Origin of the sequence: Nocardia abscessus NBRC 100374 (assembly GCF_000308455.1) — a bacterium.
In the GTDB taxonomy this organism is placed as follows: domain Bacteria; phylum Actinomycetota; class Actinomycetes; order Mycobacteriales; family Mycobacteriaceae; genus Nocardia; species Nocardia abscessus.
In genome coordinates this window covers 86,549-105,187 of the sequence record NZ_BAFP01000273.1, presented here as the reverse complement: position 1 = coordinate 105,187, position 18,639 = coordinate 86,549, and the positions used below count along the sequence as shown (strand labels likewise).

Annotated in this window: 22 protein-coding genes; 9 read left to right on the top strand and 13 right to left on the bottom strand. The window is 65.8% G+C overall.

What is annotated here, in order from left to right:
* The first annotated feature begins 121 nt into the window (after window positions 1-121).
* The 8 genes from ON19_RS36615 to galE all read left to right on the top strand — a co-directional run bounded on the left by ON19_RS36615 (window position 122) and on the right by galE (window position 7,418).
* Entirely contained in the window at window positions 122-1,309 is a 1,188-nt protein-coding gene (locus ON19_RS36615) for a cytochrome P450 (protein ID WP_043703678.1), read from the top strand.
* Window positions 1,294-2,049: a hypothetical protein gene (locus ON19_RS36610; RefSeq protein WP_051169702.1), complete on the top strand. Its 756-nt coding sequence runs from the start codon at window positions 1,294-1,296 to the stop codon at window positions 2,047-2,049. Before ON19_RS36615 ends, ON19_RS36610 begins: the two co-directional genes overlap by 16 nt.
* The gene (locus ON19_RS36605; protein WP_051169701.1) at window positions 2,042-2,902 is read left to right on the top strand and encodes an NAD(P)-dependent oxidoreductase; all 861 of its coding nucleotides are present in this window, start codon (window positions 2,042-2,044) and stop codon (window positions 2,900-2,902) included. Before ON19_RS36610 ends, ON19_RS36605 begins: the two co-directional genes overlap by 8 nt.
* Window positions 2,903-3,219: 317 nt before the next feature.
* Window positions 3,220-4,059, top strand: a complete 840-nt coding sequence (locus tag ON19_RS36600; protein WP_218006548.1) for a hypothetical protein — start codon at window positions 3,220-3,222, stop codon at window positions 4,057-4,059.
* Window positions 4,052-4,393 (top strand): cupin domain-containing protein, encoded by a 342-nt coding sequence (locus ON19_RS36595; RefSeq protein ID WP_043703671.1) that lies wholly within the window; start codon window positions 4,052-4,054, stop codon window positions 4,391-4,393. The genes ON19_RS36600 and ON19_RS36595 overlap by 8 nt, the downstream gene beginning before the upstream one ends.
* Window positions 4,390-5,598 (top strand): amidohydrolase family protein, encoded by a 1,209-nt coding sequence (locus ON19_RS36590; RefSeq protein ID WP_043703665.1) that lies wholly within the window; start codon window positions 4,390-4,392, stop codon window positions 5,596-5,598. The genes ON19_RS36595 and ON19_RS36590 overlap by 4 nt, the downstream gene beginning before the upstream one ends.
* Window positions 5,595-6,404 (top strand): class I SAM-dependent methyltransferase, encoded by an 810-nt coding sequence (locus ON19_RS36585; protein ID WP_043703661.1) that lies wholly within the window; start codon window positions 5,595-5,597, stop codon window positions 6,402-6,404. Before ON19_RS36590 ends, ON19_RS36585 begins: the two co-directional genes overlap by 4 nt.
* 27 nt (window positions 6,405-6,431) lie before the next feature.
* Window positions 6,432-7,418: a UDP-glucose 4-epimerase GalE gene (gene galE, locus ON19_RS36580; protein ID WP_043703658.1), complete on the top strand. Its 987-nt coding sequence runs from the start codon at window positions 6,432-6,434 to the stop codon at window positions 7,416-7,418.
* 319 nt (window positions 7,419-7,737) lie between these two features.
* Here the strand turns inward: galE and ON19_RS36575 are convergent, their stop codons facing one another.
* The 12 genes from ON19_RS36575 to ON19_RS36525 form a co-directional block, all read right to left on the bottom strand.
* On the bottom strand, window positions 7,738-8,610 hold the full coding sequence (locus ON19_RS36575; RefSeq protein WP_043703655.1) for a glycosyltransferase family 2 protein: 873 nt from the start codon (window positions 8,608-8,610) through the stop codon (window positions 7,738-7,740).
* Window positions 8,611-8,831: 221 nt separating this feature from the next.
* A complete protein-coding gene (locus ON19_RS36570; RefSeq protein WP_051169700.1) occupies window positions 8,832-9,704 on the bottom strand; it encodes an SAM-dependent methyltransferase in 873 nt (290 codons plus the stop codon).
* Between the two features lie 202 nt (window positions 9,705-9,906).
* The gene (locus ON19_RS36565; RefSeq protein ID WP_043703652.1) at window positions 9,907-10,527 is read right to left on the bottom strand and encodes a TetR/AcrR family transcriptional regulator; all 621 of its coding nucleotides are present in this window, start codon (window positions 10,525-10,527) and stop codon (window positions 9,907-9,909) included.
* Window positions 10,524-10,724 carry a cold-shock protein gene (locus tag ON19_RS36560; protein ID WP_043703866.1) on the bottom strand — a complete coding sequence of 67 codons (201 nt, stop codon included), beginning with the start codon at window positions 10,722-10,724 and terminating at the stop codon, window positions 10,524-10,526. The genes ON19_RS36565 and ON19_RS36560 overlap by 4 nt, the downstream gene beginning before the upstream one ends.
* An 85-nt stretch (window positions 10,725-10,809) precedes the next feature.
* The gene (locus ON19_RS42655) at window positions 10,810-10,980 is read right to left on the bottom strand and encodes a hypothetical protein (RefSeq protein WP_157230047.1); all 171 of its coding nucleotides are present in this window, start codon (window positions 10,978-10,980) and stop codon (window positions 10,810-10,812) included.
* A gap of 50 nt (window positions 10,981-11,030) precedes the next feature.
* Window positions 11,031-11,927: a nucleoside hydrolase gene (locus tag ON19_RS36555; RefSeq protein WP_157230046.1), complete on the bottom strand. Its 897-nt coding sequence runs from the start codon at window positions 11,925-11,927 to the stop codon at window positions 11,031-11,033.
* Between the two features lie 143 nt (window positions 11,928-12,070).
* Window positions 12,071-12,628, bottom strand: coding sequence for a hypothetical protein (locus ON19_RS36550; RefSeq protein WP_218006547.1), 558 nt, complete (start codon window positions 12,626-12,628; stop codon window positions 12,071-12,073).
* Between the two features lie 32 nt (window positions 12,629-12,660).
* The gene (locus ON19_RS36545; RefSeq protein WP_157230044.1) at window positions 12,661-13,077 is read right to left on the bottom strand and encodes a hypothetical protein; all 417 of its coding nucleotides are present in this window, start codon (window positions 13,075-13,077) and stop codon (window positions 12,661-12,663) included.
* Window positions 13,074-13,610, bottom strand: a complete 537-nt coding sequence (locus ON19_RS36540) for a hypothetical protein (protein ID WP_043703642.1) — start codon at window positions 13,608-13,610, stop codon at window positions 13,074-13,076. The genes ON19_RS36545 and ON19_RS36540 overlap by 4 nt, the downstream gene beginning before the upstream one ends.
* Window positions 13,607-13,921 carry a hypothetical protein gene (locus tag ON19_RS36535; RefSeq protein WP_157230043.1) on the bottom strand — a complete coding sequence of 105 codons (315 nt, stop codon included), beginning with the start codon at window positions 13,919-13,921 and terminating at the stop codon, window positions 13,607-13,609. Before ON19_RS36535 ends, ON19_RS36540 begins: the two co-directional genes overlap by 4 nt.
* A gap of 230 nt (window positions 13,922-14,151) precedes the next feature.
* Window positions 14,152-14,688: a hypothetical protein gene (locus ON19_RS36530; RefSeq protein WP_043703635.1), complete on the bottom strand. Its 537-nt coding sequence runs from the start codon at window positions 14,686-14,688 to the stop codon at window positions 14,152-14,154.
* Complete coding sequence (locus ON19_RS36525) at window positions 14,685-15,599, bottom strand: hypothetical protein (protein ID WP_043703633.1); 915 nt, start codon at window positions 15,597-15,599, stop codon at window positions 14,685-14,687. The genes ON19_RS36530 and ON19_RS36525 overlap by 4 nt, the downstream gene beginning before the upstream one ends.
* A gap of 428 nt (window positions 15,600-16,027) precedes the next feature.
* Between ON19_RS36525 and ON19_RS36520 the strand changes: the two genes are divergently transcribed.
* The gene (locus ON19_RS36520; RefSeq protein WP_043703632.1) at window positions 16,028-17,362 is read left to right on the top strand and encodes a serine hydrolase domain-containing protein; all 1,335 of its coding nucleotides are present in this window, start codon (window positions 16,028-16,030) and stop codon (window positions 17,360-17,362) included.
* On the opposite strand, the gene ON19_RS36515 is transcribed toward ON19_RS36520, so the two are convergent.
* Window positions 17,343-18,530: a helix-turn-helix domain-containing protein gene (locus ON19_RS36515; RefSeq protein WP_227954571.1), complete on the bottom strand. Its 1,188-nt coding sequence runs from the start codon at window positions 18,528-18,530 to the stop codon at window positions 17,343-17,345. The genes ON19_RS36520 and ON19_RS36515 overlap by 20 nt on opposite strands.
* Between the last annotated feature and the right edge of the window lie 109 nt (window positions 18,531-18,639).

Genomic DNA, 18,639 nt, shown 5'->3' with positions numbered 1-18,639 from the left:
ATACCGTTGGATCAGCGATTGAACGTCAGATCGGTCGAATCAGCGCCAGCGCGCAATGTGCCGAATTCCCTTGCCGCGAACTAATTCTCACTCGCGTCGTCAGTGAAGGAGTGTGCTCGAAATGAGCCTTGATCACCCGACATCGTTGTGTCCGCGGCGGTATCCGTTCGGGGAGGTCCATACGCTGGATCTCGAGGCGGACTACCGCGACTGCGGCCCGGTCACGGCCGTGCAGCTACCGAGCGGTGCGCATGCGTGGCTGGTCACCGATCATGAATTGGCGCGCCGAGTTCTGCGGGCCGATCCGGTCTTCTCGCGGGAGCAAGCCAATCGGCCGGAGGTGGCGCGGTTGTCGACCGAAGTGCTGCCGGACTGGGCGATTCTGGCGACCGACCCACCTCGGCACACCTGGCTGCGCACGATGATCGCGGGGATGTTCGCCCCACGGCAGATCGCCGCGATGGCCCCCGCGATCACTGCGCTGGCCCATGGCCTGGTCGATGAGCTCGAGGCCGCGGGGAACACCGCCGACATCGTGTCAGGGTTCACCGAACCGTTCGCGGCGGCGGTGGTGTGCGAAATGTTCGATGTACCTGAGCAGTTCCGTCACCAGGTGTTCGCGCTGGGTGATGCGCTCACCGCACGAGACGCCAGCTCCGAAACCCTGACGGCTGCGCGCGGGGAATGCGAGACGCTGGCGCGGGCGATGGCTGAGCAGAACCCTCGGGGGCTGTTTGGGATGCTCGGTGAATCGGTGAGCACCGATGAGGCTGTGCTGAACCTGATCATCGCCTGCCTCATCGGCGGCCGGGGATCACCGACGGTGTTCTTGTCTAGCGCGCTGTTCGCGCTGTTGCGGGAACGGCGTCGTTATCAGCATCTCGTCGACCATCCGGACGCGATCGCAGCGGCAGTGGAGGAGCTGTTGCGGTTCGTACCAGTTGGGGTGGGTGGTGGTTTCACGAGGGTCGCGACCGTGGATGTGGAGCTCGGGCCGGTACAGGTGCGGGCGGGAGAGGCGGTCATCCCGGCGATGCACGTCGCCAACCGAGACCCGAAGGTGTTCGAGCACCCAGACGAACTGATCCTCGACCGCGGCACGAAGCTGGCGCATCTGGCGTTCGGGCACGGCGCCCACTATTGCGTCGGCGCGGGCCTGGCCCGCTTGGAGGCTCGTGTCGCCCTGGAAACCCTCACCACCCGGCTGCCAGCGTTGAGGCTGGCCGACTCCACCGAGGATTGTGCCTGGCGGCACGGTCGGGTGGTGCGTTCCCTCGAACGATTGGACGTGGCATGGACGCGAGGTTGATCGTCGACCGCCACCGCTGCGCGGGCACCGGAGTGTGCCTACCGATCGCCGGACACCACCTCCAGCTCGCCGACGGTGCCGTCGTCGCCGTCGAGGGCACCACACTCGCTCTGCGGCAGGCGCGTGCGGCGGCCGCATGCTGCCCCAACGAGGCGATCACGGTGTGCGAGCAACCACCCGCGGCATTCCATCTGGATGCACCGATCGTCACGCTGGGCCCGCCCGGCACCGACGCCCACACCGAAGCCGACAAGCACACCAACGACGTGCTGTTGGTCGATTCCTTTCCTGAGGCGATGCGCGCCGCGGCCGACGACCCGCGGCTGCGCGCGCTGGTCGCGGCGGGATACCTGGCGCTCGACGAGGAGGCCCACATCGTGGATTCGTGGGTGGACCAGCATTTCACCCACACCGCAGCCTTGCGGCTGGAGCGCTGTTGGGAAAGCCCGACCAAGCCGATGTGCCTGGCGGTGCGCCGCGACATCGGCCGAGGCGGGGTCATCGCCACGATAGCCACACATCCAGCCACCAGAGTGTTCGCAACCCGTCACGTTCCCGCGGCGCGGCAGGTTTCGGTCAACGCGAAACCTCTGGCCGCCCGCGCAGCCGCACACGCCGAGGTCGACGCGTGCATCGCCTCGGTCGATGTCGCCGCCCGATACCCGCAGCTCGAGATCCGGGCCGAATTCGCTCCTACCATGGTGTGGCTGCTGTACCGGAAGGCAGGCGGCGATGAGTGAGGCGACCACGGTGGCGGTACTCGGTGCCGGGATCATGGCCAACACCGTCGCGAAGACCCTGCACGCTCAGGGTTTTGAGCTGCGCCGCTACAACCGCACCACCGCCGCGATCGACGGGCCCGCGATCGTGTGCGCCTCGCCGGCCCAAGCCGCTGAAGGCGCGGCCGCGGTCTGGTCCTTTGTGCACGATGACAAAGCCAGCCGCTCGGTGTGGTTCGGTGAGGAAGGCGCACTCGGCACCGCCGCCCACGCGATCGTCATCGAAAGCTCCACGCTCACCCCCACCTACGCCGGTCTTTGGATGCGCAAGGCCGCCGAGGCCACGGCCCGCCCGGTGCTGGCACCGGTGACCGGCAGCCGTCCAGGAGCCGAGAACGGGACCCTGGTGGCATTCACGGCGGGCGCGACCGCCGACCGCGCCGCCGCCGACCCACTGCTGCGGGTAGTCGCCCAGGAGGTGATCCATGTCGGTCCCGCGCCGGCGGCGGCCACGGTCAAACTGCTCAACAACGCGCTGGCCTCGGTCATCATTACTGGGCTCGCCGAAACACTCGATGCCGCGACCGTGCTCGGTCTCGATCTCAAACAGCTTGTCGAGGTGTGGTCACGCTACGGGTGGGCCGCGCCGGTCGCTAGTGCATACGGCGCGGCGATGGTCCGCGGTGCGCACCCGCTGACCGACTGCTCTGTGGCGGTCATCGCCAAGGATCTGCACTACCTGCGGACCGCACTCGGCGAGTCGGTGCCGCCGTTGATCAGCGCGGCCAGCGACCGGTTCCAGCACGCGATGGCTCGTGGCGCGGGCGATCAGGAAATGTCGGCGATCAGCGAAGCCGTGGAGCCCCCATCATGACCAGCTACATGCGCGACTGGTTCACTCACACCGCGACCGCGACGACTGCCGCCCGGATCCGGGTCAATCAAGTCCTGAAGCACTATGCCGACACGGTGTGCGAGTCCGCACGCATTCACCTGGGTGAGGGGAGCAGCGTCTGTGTATCCGGGTCGCTCGCGCGTGGGGAACCGGCGGTGCGGTGCCGGGGCGGGGTGTACCGGCTCGGGTCGGATGTGGACCTCGTCGCGGTCATCGACCAGCCCAGTGACGCGCAGGTGTGCATGGAGAAATTCGCGCGCTACGTGCTCGAACGGCATCCCGACATCGACACCACGGTGTTCACCGTGCACCGCGGGGACCTGCGAAGGGTATCCGGCCGCTTCGGCGCCGACCTCCACCACGCCGCCGCTTACCCGATGGCCGGCCCCTCAGCGACCGGTCTCGCCGATCCACGCATCGGCAAACGCGAAGGGCTCGAGGGCCTGACGCATCAACTGGCGACGATCTACTGCCCAGACAGCCCGCTGTCGGCCAACCCGTGGCGGATCAAGACGGCGTTGGAAGCGCTGCGCGCGGTCGCCGCCCGCGACGAGATCGGCCCGCAACGCTACAGCGCGCTGGTCGATGATGCGGCGGCATGCGCGATGCTCGATCGAGCCGATGTCGCCCGATTGGTGCAAGCCCGCGAGCGCAGCGCGCCGATGCCGATCACCGCCGAGCAAATCTATGACCTGGTGGTGGCGAGCGCCTGCCGATTATTCGGCGTGCCTGTCGGGCACCGCGAGCTGATTACCGCCCTGCACTCGATCCGGCCGACGGTGCATCTGCTCGACGGATTCCAGTACGCGGTGCTGGCTGCCACGATCATCCTCTACGGGCCGCAGCAGTATCGCCGGTCGGCGGCCTCGGCGCTGCACGTGGTGGCTGCCGCGATCGATCCCGGCACCCTGACCAGTGCCCACCACTTCCTCGAGGCGCTGACGCGGATATCGCCGGTGGAGTTCAGTCGTGGCGTCGAGCACCCGAATCGCATTATGCGCCAACATCTTCAAGGCCTGCGCCGCGACTACTACGCGGCCCTGGGCCCACACAACTTCGGCGCACGTCCGGTACCGGGCTACCACGGACCCACCGTGGTGAATGCCACCATCGTCAGGAGCTTCGCGAATGAATGACTGGCCCGAGTGGGTGCAGCTTCTGCCCGCCATCGACACACCCTTTCCCGGTGGCTATGGACGACTGCTCGCCAGCGAACACGGTCAGGTGGTGCTGTGGTCGTTCCCCGCCGGTGCGACCGTGCCGCGCCACCAGCACGGTCCACAGATCGGGGTAGTGATCACCGGCCATGTGGCATTGACGGCAGGCGACAGCACCCGCACGGTGAGGGCAGGGGAGAGTTTCAGCCTCGCCGACCAGGTGCCCCACGCCGCGACCGTTGCGCCGGGCACGCTGGTCATCGAGATCTACGCCGACCCCGACCGCCACACACCGACGGAGCCGACCACGTGACGATCCGCATCCTCGACGCGGCGCGGGTCCTCACCGGACTCGGTGACCCACTCGTTCCAGGAACCGTGGTCCTCGCCGAACAGCGCATCGCATGGGTTGGTGACCCGCGCGAGATCCCTTCCGAATGGGCCAGGCCCGAGACCGAACGAATCAGTCTGCCTGCGGACACACTGCTTGCTGGCCTCATCGACACCCACGTGCATCTGGCCTTCGGCGGTACAGCGTGTCCACCTGCAGCGATCCAGGCCACCACCCGCACCGTGGTCGCCGCCACCATCCGCAACGCAGTCCGGCAGCTGCTGAACGCGGGTATCACGACCGTGCGCGACCTCGGCGCCCCTCGATACATCGACATCGACACCCTCACCCTCCATCACGCCGATCCGGCACCGCGAGTGCTCACGGCGACGATCCCGCTCACGGTGCCTGGAGGACACTGTCACGCCCTCGGCGGCACGGTCACCACAGCCGCGGATATTGTTCGCATCGTGTCCGCCAACGCAGCACGCGGCGCGGACTGGATCAAGATCATGGTTACCGGCGGCTTCACCGCTGGTGGCCGTAGTTCCCCCTACGATCCGCAGTTCGGCGACCGGCAACTAGCTCATATCGTCGCCGCCGCTCACGACCACGGACTCCCGGTAGCCGCGCACGCCCACGGCACCGCCGGAATCCGGCAAGCAGTAGGTGCGGGTGTCGACTCCCTCGAGCACTGCACGTGGATGACCCGCGACGGTTTCGACCTCGATCACGGCTTGATCCGGGAGATCGCCGACCGGCGCCTGATGGTGTGTCCCACCATCAACCACCACGCGCGAGACGCCTCGGGGCGGTTGCCGTGGCCGGTCCGGCGCGAACATCTGCGGATCATGCTCGAAGCTGGGGTGCAGTTGATCCCCGGCAGCGATGCGGGGATCCCGCACACCCCTTATCACCGCTACCCCGACTCGCTGAGCGCCTACACCGATCTCGGTTACACCCCCACAGAGGTAATCGACCTGGCCACCCGCCGCGCCGCCGAAGCGCTCCGGATCGGGCACCTCACCGGTACGCTCACCGCCGGACAATCCGCCGACCTGATCGCCGTCGCGGGCGACCCGACACGCAATCTCGAAATGCTGACCACACCATCGCTGGTCGTGGCCGCCGGAGAGCTGCATTACCCCGATGCCGAAACCACAGCTGAGGAGGACCCCTGCACATGAACACCAGCGGCCCCACCCTGTCGTCCGAATACGCCACGACCACACCGTTGCAGGTACGTATCGACACCCATACCCATCACAGTGAACACCCTGACGATCCAATCAGCGCAGTACTCGACGCGCTCGAGTTGACCGGCACGGAAGCGTTAGCCGATATCGGGTGCGGCGACGGCCGCTTCCTCGCCCAGCTCGCCGAGCACGGACACCGCGGCCGCCTCGTCGGCGTGGACAACTCGGCCGCGATGGTCACAACCGCCGACGCCCGGCCGGGGGTGTCCGGGGTGCTCGGCAACGCCGAACAGTTGCCCTTAACCGATGGCGAGTTCGACCGGACCACGGCTCGGCACATGCTCTACCACGTGCCCGACCCCGGGCAGGCGCTGCGGGAGCTGCGGCGCATCACCCGCCCGGGCGGCCGCGTCGCGGTAACGGTCAACCACCCTGGCACCTGCACGCGCACACGGCAACTGGTCCTCGACCACGCCCGCCGTTGCGGCCTGAACCCAGCCGAGGAACTGACCAACAGCGTGAACTCCACCACGCTGGCACCCATGATGCGGGCGGTATTCCCCGATACGCAGATCCGCCGCTTCGACAACGCCCTCATTTTCGACACCGCGGCACCGCTCATCCGATTCGCTGAGGCCCTGTTCTCGTTCTGCGGCGTCAGTCACGACAGCCCACACCGGGCCGCAATCCTTGCCGCAGTCACCGCCAATATCGAGGAATGGTTCACCAACCACCGCGGCGAAGTGTGGCGCGACCCCAAGGGCTATATCGTCGCCACCGCCATACTCAGCGAATAACACTGGCTAGAAGGAGAATTCGACCCCGTGAAGCTGCTCGTCACCGGCGGCGCCGGATACATCGGCTCGGTCGTCGCCCACCAACTCGTTGACGCCGGCCACGACGTGGAGATCCTCGATGATCTCTCCACCGGAGTGGCAACCAACCTGCCCACCGCGGCGCGGTTCCATCACATGTCGATCCACCAAGCCGCCGACATCGTGACCCCGGCCGCTGGCTTCGACGGTGTCCTGCACTTCGCCGCCTCGATCGAGGTCGCCGAATCCGTGCGCAACCCGGAGAAATACTGGTTCAACAACATTGAAGGGTCGCTGGCCCTGCTGCGCGCGATCCGCGCCGCCGAGGTGCCCCGCCTGATCTTCTCATCCACCGGGTCGATGTACACCGGCGACGGCAACTCCGCATTCGACGAAACCGCTGAAGTGCGTCCCCAAAATCCGTACGCAGCAACAAAAGCCACTGTCGACCACCTTATCGCCGGAGAATGCGGAGCCTCCACCACCTTGGGTGCGGCGTCATTGCGCTACTTCAACGCCGCAGGCGCCGTGGTCAGCACCGACGGCAGTCATCTCGGCGAACGCCACGACCCAGAATCACACCTGATCCCAATCCTGCTGCAAGCCGCTGGCGGACAACGCGATACGTTCACCCTGTTCGGAACCGATTACCAAACACGGGACGGCACCTGCGTCCGCGACTACATCCACGTCGCCGACCTCGCCGCCGCCCACCTGCTCGCCCTCGACGCTGTGCAACCCGGCCGCCACGAGATCTACAACCTCGGCAACGGCTCCGGCTACACCAATCGCGAGGTCCTCAACACCGTCCGTGACGTCACCGGTGCCGACTTCCCCGTCCACATCGCCGACCGGCGTCCAGGCGACCCCGCCGTCTGCATCGCATCCAGCGCGAAAGCACACCAACAGCTCGGATGGAAGCCTGAACGACCCGAGCTGGCCGACATCGTCGCCGACGCCTGGCGATTTCACCAAGCCATCCACAATATGGTGTGAACAGCGCTGGCCACCCGACCGATAGCGAAGCAACCAGGAAACCACAGCACCACGGTGCGGGCCCCGGTCGTGCGGTAGAGCGAGACTCGGCAAGCCTGATTGGCCTTTACGAGGCGAACCTCCGGCTAAGAATCCAACCGCCTTGCTCGCTGCTGGTACCACCATCGTGATCTCACCCAGTGGCGAAAGCACAACCAGCAGCTTCCGGAACGGGTCTCTATGACCTGGTGCCGATCAGCCGCCGCCGTGCCACGGTGCCCAGTAATGCACGAAGGAATCCTTCCAGCAGGTCCGGACAGCTCCGGATAGGCAGAGCGACCTAGCGGGTCAGGCGCTGTGTGACCGCGGTCCGCAGCACCGACAGCGCACCACGCACGACCAGTCCCGCCGCAACGAGTGGTGCGAACAGCAGCCAGGGTGAACCTTGGTGGTAGTCGCAGTAGAAGCGCAGGGCGCTGCGGTGATGGCTGCGGATCTTGCGGAACGGAGCCGAGCGCATGCTGCCGCCTTCGCGGTGACGGATCTCGACGCTGGGGTCGAGCACGACCCGCCATCCGGCGCGGTGCATGTCGAGTGCCACTTTCGTTTCTTCGAAGTAGAGGAAGTAGCGGGTGTCGAACCCACCGATGGCGTCGAAGGCTTCGCGCCGAAACAGCATGCAGCAGCCGGAGATCCAATCCACATCGCTGACCGTTGTCACCGGTTCACCGAAGTACCGGCGGGTGGCGGGGTTTGTGGGCCACACCCCGCCCAGCAGAGCGTGCACGATCCCGACCGCGAGGGAGGGGAACCGTCGGCCGGTCGGATACGGTGTGCCGTCGAGGCGGGCGACCTTCGGCCCGATCATCCCGATCCGGTCATCAGCCGCGGCGGTGTCGACGAGCGCGGCGATCGATCCCGGCGCCAAGCGTGTGTCGGGATTGGCGACCAGGATCCAGCCCGCATTGGTGGCGGCGGCGCCTTGGTTGATCGCGGCGGCCAACCCGACATTTTTGCTGTTGCGGATGACCGTGCCGCCGAATGCTTCGACGAGGTCGGCGCTGTTGTCGGTGGAGGTGTTGTCGACCCCGACGACGTCGAGGCTGTAGGCCTCCACCGCCGCCGGTAGCGACTCCAGGAACGGCGGCAGATCCTCCGCGCTCTGGTAGGTGACCAGTACAAGGCCGACAGTCTTGTCGTCGCGAGCGGGCATAACCGGGAAATTAGCAGGTAGGTCACCGCGACGCCGCGCTGATCCCGAACCCCATCTACGCAGCCCGAGTGACCGAGATGACCAGCAAAAACGGGCGATGCGGCTCGAACTTCCCCGCCATAGTTGCCGTCGGTGTGACCGAACCTTCCGAAACTGCGGATTGTCGCTGGTGTGCGCGCGCAATGTGGGGTGCCGCAGGACTCGGGGATGGTGGTTGCGGCTCATCGGGTGACCATCTGCACGACCCGGGCGGAACGCGGCTTGTGAGCGAGGCCGCCGAGCATGAGCTGCTCCTCGAGCAGACGGGGTCGGAAAGCCGGACCCGCGGGCCACCAGTCATCGAGTTCCACCAGGCCCGGTGCCATGATCTCGAGGTCACCGAAGTAGTCGAGGATTTCCCGGCGGGTGCGATACCAGCCGGAGCCCAACCCCGTCTCGGTGAACCGGCGTTGAAGCTCCCGCGCCAGGTCGTGGGCGGCGGAGCCGTCGTCGGGGTCCCAGAAATAGGTGATCGCCAGATACGAGCCGGGTGCGAGAGCGTCGATGTACTGGCGAGTGATGGCAGGCGGGTCCAGGGCGTCGTCGACGTGGTGGAGGATCCCGCACAGGATCAGCGCGACCGGTCGGGCGAGGTCGAGATGAGAGATGATGTCGGCGTGCCGCAGCAGCGACTCGGGTTGGGTGAGATCTGCCAGGACGAACCGGGTGTTGGGGTTGGTTTCGAGCAGCACTCGGCCGTGAATATGGCAGACCGGGTCGTTGTCGACGTAGACGACACGAGCGTCGGGGTTCTCCCGTTGTGCGACGGTATGGGTGTTGAGGGCGGTAGGTAGTCCGGCGCCGAGGTCGAGGAACTGATCGACACCCGCCATGGTGGTGAGGTAGCGCACGACGCGGTGTAGCCAGCGGCGATTCATGTGGGAGACCTCGGCTTGGTGGGGCGCGACTTCGCACAGCTTGTCGAAGACGTAGCGGTCGACTTCGTAGTTGTCCTTACCGCCGAGGCTGTAGTCGTAGACGCGGGCGATGCTCGCGCGGGTGGTGTCGACTCCGACCGGTGCGCGAACACCGGTGTCGGGTACAGGATCGGGCATACAGAACTCCCAGGAGGATTGCGGTCGTGGTCGGCCCAGCTCGGGCGTCTGCTGGACTCGCTCGCGTGTTGCTCTGCGGCGGTGAGGGTGTCGGCGTTGCGGTGATCTGTCGGTGGCGCGCGCCGATTCGCGTCGTGGGCGGCGGCGGAGCCGTGATCGGCACTCCATGCACGTGAGGGCAAGGCCGGTCGTTGCGGTGGTCTCAGGCGATTCCGGCGGTGCGTAGAACGAGCTCGATCTTGTCGCGGCTTGGGGCCCGCGACGCGTGAAGGTCACCGGTGTGTTGGGTAGCCATGCCGACGATCATCGAGAGCAGATACGAGATCTTATGGTCGAGATCGATACTCGGATCAGGTAGGTCGGTGCTGCTCGTGAGCAGGTGATTGACCTCATCGCGCAGCTGGTTGAGCCGCCAGATGACCTGGGCGCGACTGGCCGGGTCGAGGGCGGCGAGGTCGAGTTCCAGGCGAATCCATCCGGGCTTGGTGATAAGGATGGACGCCCACCTGGTCAGGGTGGTGACCAGCTGGTCGCGGTCACGTGGCTGGAAGCAGCCGATTCTTCGTATGGCGTGGCGGGTGAGCCGGTCGGCGACGTCGTGGCCGATCTGCTGGAGGTGATCGAAGTGGGCGAAGAACCCGCTGCGGGCGTATCCGGCGTGCTCGGCGATCTGGTCGATGGAGGTGACGGTGTAGCCGTCGGTGAGCAACAGGTCAGTGGCCGCCTGCAGCAGGCGTTGACGGGCGCGCTGTTTGCGCACAGCGCGTGGTGGCGGTGTGACGGTCTGGGGGATGCCGGTGCGGTGCGTGCTGGTGGCGGTCACAGCGGTTGAACCTGCTGTGCGGTGGGGCCTTTCCTGCCTTTGCCGATCGTGAACTGGACGCGCTGCTCGGCGTCGAGTGTGCGGTAACCGTCGGCGAGGATTTGGGAGTGGTGGACGAAGATGTCACTGCCGTTGTCGCGGGCGATGAACCCGTAGCCCTTGGTGTTGTCGAACCATTTCACAGTTCCTTGTTCCATCATGGGAGTCCTTGCAGTTGAGAGTATTTGGCGGAGTCCTTGTTCTGATCCGGGCTGGGGGTCGATGAGGCCGCGAAAGCTCGACTCAGTGGTGGGGCGTGCCGGTGGTGGTGTCGTGGTCGTCGGTGCCGTAGTGGGTGAGAACGTCATGGGTCGCGGCGGCAACGCGTCGACGGGCGAGGCTGGTGATGGCGTCGAAGAGCACGTGCGCGGCGAGCAGATAGAACAGCGTGGTGAGGGCCGTGCGGAGGGGCATGGTGTCGAAATTTCCTTTTCAAGCGGTCGTCACGGGTTCGGCTGGTCGGATCACTGCGGTGGCGGATTCAGGGGCAGGACTTCGGACAGCCAGGCGTGGGCGGCGGGGTAGTCGATGCGGGTGGAGACCTCGATGCGGCGTCCGGTGGGGTCGCGGGTGATGCGGCCGTCGGCGGCGATCCGCACGGTTTCGGTGCCGAATTCGACGGCCGGAACGCCGAGGGCGGCGGCGAGGGTGACCGGGTCGTTCATCCAGCTGGAGGGCCGGTGGGCGAACCATTCGGTGGCGTTGGCGGCGACGAGTTCGGCCCACGATGGTGCGTCGGGCGCGGTCAGCCACGTGTACAGGTGAGAGTCGGGGCCGACGGCGATTTCTGGGGTGTTGGTGTGGGTGGACATCACGAGCCGGGGTTGCTGGGTGGCGCGTAGTACCAGCCCGAATGCGGCGGGGTCCATGCGCGGGTTGTGCGAGGCGCGGCTGGGGTTGCGGTAGTGGTCGAGCCAGCCGCCCTGCATGGTGAACTCGATCTGCTCGATGTGGTGGGGGCAGGTGATGAAGAACTCGGCGAGGTTGGAGACGGGTCCGCACCCGACCCAGATGATGTTGCGGGTGGAGGTCTCGCACACGCTGGAGAGGAAGTCCACTACATCGGTGTGCACCGGCCGCGCCTCGGGAATGTGGCCGTGCATAACGAACCGGTCGGCGGAACCGTCGAGTGCACTGCCGGCGACGACGGGGACGTCCCGGCGGCCGACGCGGTCGAGGAAGGCGCGGGCGTAGCGGGCGCGGTCGTGGCTGGGAGTTTCGTCGTTGGTGACCACGATCAGGTCCGCGACGACTGCGGCCGCGACCCACAGCGCCAACGCATCATCGAGGTCATGACCGATATCGGTGTCGAACACGACGATCTGGCGATCGAACACCGCAGGACCCGTCGGCTGCGCCACGGGCCGAGACGATGGCGCATCGGGACAGTCGTGGTGAGGTGACGTGCGCAAAGAGGATCCTTTCGAGTGTGGTGGCATGTGACTTGGTGGCGACGCCTGCGAAGATGCCGCTGAGGTGGGTGACGGGCTGTAGCTGTGGTTGGTCAGCGCGAGTCAGTCGCGGGCGAACGCAAAGCGACTTGCTGTCGGCCGCCGTCGCGGTGGGGAACGGCTATCAGCTCGATGCGTCGCGGTCGCTCGACCGGCGGCACACCGTCAGCGCGGCGGCGTGGTTGACGGCGACTATTCGTGACGAGGCCGGTCATAAGCGCGTCGTAGCGCCGACCGAACTCGGCGATGGCGGGTACGAACGGGCAGTCACCCAAATCGGGAGGCCATTTGGCGGAGATCGCGATCCACATGGAGAGTCGATCGATCAATTCCCCGGCTGTCACGATCTCCGGGAAGTCGTCATCGACAAGCGCCACCGATTCCGGCCTGTTCCCCAGATACCAGGTCACTTCGTCATCGATCACGCGGGCGATGGTGCGATCCGGATCAGCTCCTGCCCCTCTGAGAAGTCGTTCCTGCAAGTCATTGGGATTCGAGAAGTCCACCCCGTCGAGACAGGTCATCCACAACGTGACCGCGACTCGAGCGGCGTGCTCAAGGTTCGTCACTGGGTCCGCTACGCCGTCCCAGAGCGCGACTAGACGGTTCATGTCGGGCAACGGTGGCGTTGCCGAGTGTGTGCTCACAGGAGTCCTTCGAATGTGTCCTCGCGCGTGGGGCGGGTGATGAGGGCGGCTATCGAGACGCCGGGGATGGGGGTGGGGCGGTGCAGGGTGGCGCCGTCGTCGGTGTCTGCGGTGACGATGCGGATGACCATGGTGTGGGTGGTCAGCAGCCGTCGACCGCCAGGTAGGTGGGTGGCGTCGGGGACGACGATCAACCAGACATCGGGCTCGCGGCTGGCGTGCCGAGCTAGGGCGGCGATCGTGCCGCCGTGGGTGTGGTGGTCCAGATGTGTTCCACCCCAGCGATAACCCCAGCTCTGCGCGCGGTGCCGCATGAGCCCACCGGTACGGTCGGGTTCTGTCAGCAGCGGGACCTGCATGTAACCGAGCGCGATCGGCGCATCAGGAGCCACCGGCGGGTGCAGGGGCCTCACAGAGCGCTCCCGGTGAGGGAGACCTGGTTGGGAAGGTGCACCCGGCCGCTGACGATGCGTTCGACGAGACGGTTGTAGTCGCGCGCCTGTTCGATCAGCGCGTGGGCCGCGACGGAAGTGGGAACGAAGTCGCGGTCGGCGGTCATTTCGCGTGCCCAGGAACGGGTGTGGCGCGACAGCGCCTCGCCGAGGCCATGCGAATGCGGGCGAGCGTGACCGAAGTCGATCGCGTGTTCGATGAGCAGGTCGTGCACGTGGAGGTCGATCCGCGCCATCAACTCGTGGATCTCGCGAGTCGTTCGGGCGAAATGCTCGCCAGCCACCGCCCAGTCCGGCCGAGCGGCTTTGCTTGAGATCAGCGTCTCGATCTGCCCGAACGATGTCAGCTGCCGCTGGTGGGCGTGCAGTAGCCCGACGGTGGCGGTGAGGATCTCGGGGTGGGCGTAGTCGCTGGGATCCAATGCCGGGGCACGCAGTGTGCGCCACACGGTGCGGGCGCTGGGGATAGTGATGTACCAGTCCGGTCGGCTCACGATGTGCCTCCCCGCGCCAGCGTCGAAAGCTGCTCGACCCGGGCGTTGTAGGCGCGCTGCGCGGCGAGCACACCCGTCACAGCGGTCCCGTCCTGCGGGCGTTGCGCATAAGTCACCCACCGCTGCGCCATCTCCGACACCAGTCGCCCGACATCGACCTGTCCGGCGGGCACGTCGACCAGCACGGCGATTTTCGCGTTCATCGTCCTGACACACCAGGCGATCTCGCGGTCAAGCACGTCTGTGTCCGGGTTGGTGGCCTGGACTCGGCGATGATGCGCGTCCACTATCGACGCGGACAGCATCGCCACCCACTCCAGCCTGTGGCTGCTCGCCCCAGCAGTACCGCTCCTGGACGCTCGATCGCGTAACCATGCTCTCGCTCGCAGTCCTGCAGCAGCGAGGACAGCCCGCAGGTGGTGAGGTTTGCCGTGCACGGGCAGCTGCGCGGCGAAGTGGGTGATCCACTCGCTCGCCTGCGGCAGCCCGGCCAGGCTCGGAACATGCGCATCCACCGGTCGTATCGCTCCTGTTCTCGTGGTCATGGTGTGAGGCGGATACCGCGCCATCCCAGGGGCAGCTCCACCCGACGGGCATGGATATCCACCAGCAGATCCGCGTAGCCCTCCCGCACCTGGGCTAGGTGGAACCACGCCTCGTGACGCAGCTGCTCGTCGCCGGTGTGGCGGATGGTCCACCAGGCAGCGGCGTAGGTCGCCGCGACATGACTGATCACCTCACCAAGGGAATGGGTGTGCCTGCGTGCACCGTTCGGGCGTGGCAGATGGAACACCGCCCATGAATCGATCTCACTTACGACCGCCTCGACCTGCTCACGCACGCTCATCGCGTCGAAATCGGAGGAATGCTGGTGTCGATTGAGGCGAGATGACAGCAGCGTGGCGTGCAGATCGGCAAGTTCACGGGCGAACCCGATGAGCGCCGACCCGCTAGCGGCGTCGAGGTGGCCGGAGATCGCGGCTAGCAATTGCTCGGGTGTGAGCAATGCTGCCGCACCGACATCGCCACCGCCGTGGGGCGGCTTGTGGGCCGTTCGCTCCAACGGCGCGCGGTTCACGACAGCCTGCCCGAATGTTCGGTGGGTCGGATCGGCGGTGACGCTGGCTGCGGGGACAGTGTGCATCGGGTGAACGTGTGACCACGCTCGGTGTACCGGTCGATGTGCGCGCACAGCCCAGTCAGGGCCGCGGTGGGCGCGTCGTCGCGGTGGCGGGACTCCTGTAACTCGACCATCAACTGTCCGTCGTCCCGCTGCAGCAGGCGGATGACGCCTTGGTGGCCGAAAGGACTGATGCCGAGTTCACCGGCAGCCTTCGCTGCGGCATTGGCGTCATCAGCCAATGCCATGTACAACTTGTCCACCGGCTCGATCAGCTCCGACCAATCCAGGCGGGTCAATTCTGTGACGATGTCGAACCGGGTCACCGTCGGGATGGCACCCACCTTCGACTCCGCCAACACGCGCTCGCTCACGGGACGCGCCTCGGAGTTCACAAGTTTCGGCTCCGGCACCCTCTTGGGGTGACGGTCGGCAGTGGTCTGCAGGTAATAGATGTGTGCTTGCGGCATGCGCGTGAGCCGTTGGATTACTGCCTTGCCGGATGGTCCGAGACCAGCCAGGTGCTCGCGCGACGGCACGATGAGATGGCCGCCGCCGTGGCCCTCGATCTCCTCCATCACCCGCCACAGCGATTGTGTGCGCGGCGAATCGACGTCGAAGAGCCGCTCCAACTCCAGGTGCCACGCTGCGGCCACATACTCCAACCGCCGCATCACCGCGAGGGCGGGATTCTGGCGGTCTGCCTCCTCGACAAGCGCCCGCAACATCCGCTCCGGCGCGGTCGGCTCGATGACCACCTGGCCGTCACCAAACGCGAACGAGCTGGCGTACTCGTGCATCGCCCGCACGACGGAATCACGAGCCTGCGGGGTAGTCAGAAGTTCCGCTCGTGCGTATCCGAACCACATGGCATTAACTCCTCGGTAGTCGTCGGACTTGGCCGGTGGGAGCGATGCAGCCGACCATCACTTTTGCGACGGCGTACCGGATGGGCCGCTGACCACGGCATGAGCCGCTATCTGGCTGCGTACTGGGTGCGGTGCGGCATGTCGCGTCGCAGGGCTCGCGCACCTGGTGTGGGCTGCACTCGTTGTTCGCTTCGGTGGCTCGGTTGCTTGCGTGTTCTGCATTCCACGGCCTCCTGGATCCAGGCACTCGGACGAACGGCTGACTGGGTCCGGATCCGGAAGCCAGCTCGCTCAGCCATCAAAGTTCTGCGGAGAGAACTGGACGGCGCGCTGAGTGCTGGTCCTACCCTGGCCTGCAGGAATGCGTCGTGGAAGGCTTTTGCTGTTGACAAAATGGTTGTCCACAGAACGCGGTAAAGGCTTATGGGATGCTGGTGCTTGATGGAGAGGAGTTCATGGATAACGGCTTCCAAGCGGCACTGTCGGCACGCGTAGCCGAGGTGCAGTCCACTGCGCGAGTCCCAAGCCTGACTGTGGGTGTCGGTGCTAGGGGCGTTCAGTTCGCTGTCGCCTCCGTCGGGTACGCAGACGTCGAGAATTCGATTCCTGCCACTGGTGAGAGCAGCTACCGCATCGGGTCGATCACAAAGACTTTCACCGCAGCGCTCGCCTTGCTGCTTGTCGAACGCGGGGAGCTGCTTTTGGATAGCCCGGTGGGTCGATACCTCCCGGGCACCCCCTTCGGCCACCTTCCAGTTCGCCTGCTGTTGTCCCACACCAGTGGCCTGCAACGCGAAGCGCCCACCGACATGTGGCAGAGCATGCGCGGACCGTCACGAATGGAACTCCGTGAGCTGTTCCAGCATGCCGAACTAGTCGCCGACGCTGGGGAGCGCTGGCATTACTCCAATCTCGGCTACGCAGTCCTCGGTCAGATCATCGAAGAAATCACCCATCAACCGTGCGATACCTCGATTACGGAAGCTCTGCTGAATCCGCTGGGGCTGAACCAAACCAGTTGGGCTCCACCGTCGCATGCTGCGGTCGGCTACAGGCTCGACCCGCACAGCGATGCCGTGCACCGCGAGCCGGTCATGGACCAGGCTGCGATCGGCGTCGGAGGCCAAATGTGGTCCACACCGAGCGATCTGTTGCGCTGGGGACACGTGCTGAGTGGAGGCGACGCGACGGTGCTACCCGTGGCGGTAGTGGAGAAAATGCACACGCTTCAGGTCATGGTGGACACCGTCGGCTGGACACGCGGTTGGGGGCTGGGATTGATACTGGAGCGGCGACATGACCGTATCTTCGCCGGACACACCGGCGCTATGCCGGGCTTCCAGTCCGCACTGATGCTGGACCGTGGCACCGAGCTCACAGTGGTGGTCTTGGCGAATGTCACCCGAGGGATCAGGGCTGCTGACCTCGCCCTGGAAGTGCTGGAAATGGCCGCAGCAGCGCAGCAGCCGAAACCAACGCTGACGTGGCACCCGGCGCCACCCTGCCCACAGCATATTCAACCGATGCTCGGGAGCTGGTGGTCGGAAGCTGACGAATTGGTATTCCGATGGGAGCGCGACGGGCTGCATGCGACCCTGCTCAGTGATCCCGTCGCTGGCGGCACTCGTTTCATCGAGGAAGCGCCAGGGCGATTCCGTGCTGCCGCAGGCAGACTGCAAGGTGAGCTGCTAGAAATCGATCAAACGCCAGGAGGGGTCGAAATGCGATGGGCAACCTATCCGCTCACCCGCACTCCGCGATGAATGTCGCCAAGCTCTCCTTGACATGCGAGACTGCCGTGCCGTCACAGGTGCGCAGTTTCAGATCAGCGGACCGAAACATGTGCAATACCCTTGGCGTAACCGAGCCTGCGGAGACTCCGTTCATTGCCTCTTCGACTGACGATGCGGCGGCTTCCTGGTCACCGATCCGAAGCTGGGCTTCGGCTTGCTCGAGCAGCCAAATAGTTCGATTGCGCACGAAGACTGCCGGGCTGGCTGAATCCTGCTCGCGCAGAGAGCTGATCGCAGGCTGGAGTTGGCCTAGGTCGAGCAGCGATGATCCTCGATGTCCAGCCAAAGCGGCATTATCGAACACCTCCAGCCAGACGGGATCGGGCTCGCTCGGATGATGTCGAGACAACTCGACTTCAGCGGTGGCCAGCATTTGTCTGCACAGGTCCGCCTCGCCCAACCTGGCGTGGGCACGCGCTGCCATCGTCGAGACGAATGCGTTCAAGCGTCGGTTGCCACTCCGTCGCGCCCACGCCAGCGACGCATAGGCTCGCTCGGCACCACGTGCGGGATCGCCAGTCCACGTGCTCATGAAGCCGGCGTTTGGCCCCCCGATAAACGCCAGCAAGTCCAATGCGCCGGCCTGCTCGGCGACACGTTTGGCGGCAACGAAGGATTTGTCGGCCAGCGCGACACTACCGCGGTCGAACAGCATCCAACCCACCAGCTGCTGCGCCTCAGCGATGACGCGAAGCAGGGAAGTTCGATGGGCCTCGGCTAACCGCAAGACGACCTGCTTCGCGGCCTCGGCGTAAGCGACTACCTCATCGAGGTGTTCAGCGGCCATCGTGTGATCCGCAGCGCGCACCCGCGCGATTAGATCGCGGAGTGTGACCTCCGCCGAATCTGGCTCCAGTTCGATGCGGCGTGTCGGCAGGCGGGCAGACTCTGTGAACGGGGCAGCAAGACGACTCAACCGCCCGCCCGTCTTGAGGACAGCGTCCAGACGACCCACCAGATCAGGTTGCGGGCGTCGCTCCGCTTTCTCGATCCGCGCCAGCAGATCATGGCTGACAAGTACCAGTGGTGCCAGCTGGCGCAGCGATAACCCAGCAGCCACCCGCCGAGCGCGAAGTTCAGCACCAAACAGTGTTTCCGCTGTGGCACGCGGTTCGAATGAACGAGGGGCTAATCCCACTGGGCAATTATTGCGCGTGGCGATCCCGGCGCGCCAGTGACGGAAACGGTCTGAACGACCGTCAGATCGGTCCACGGCGGTTTGGAAGAGATACCGTCCGCGCGGACAC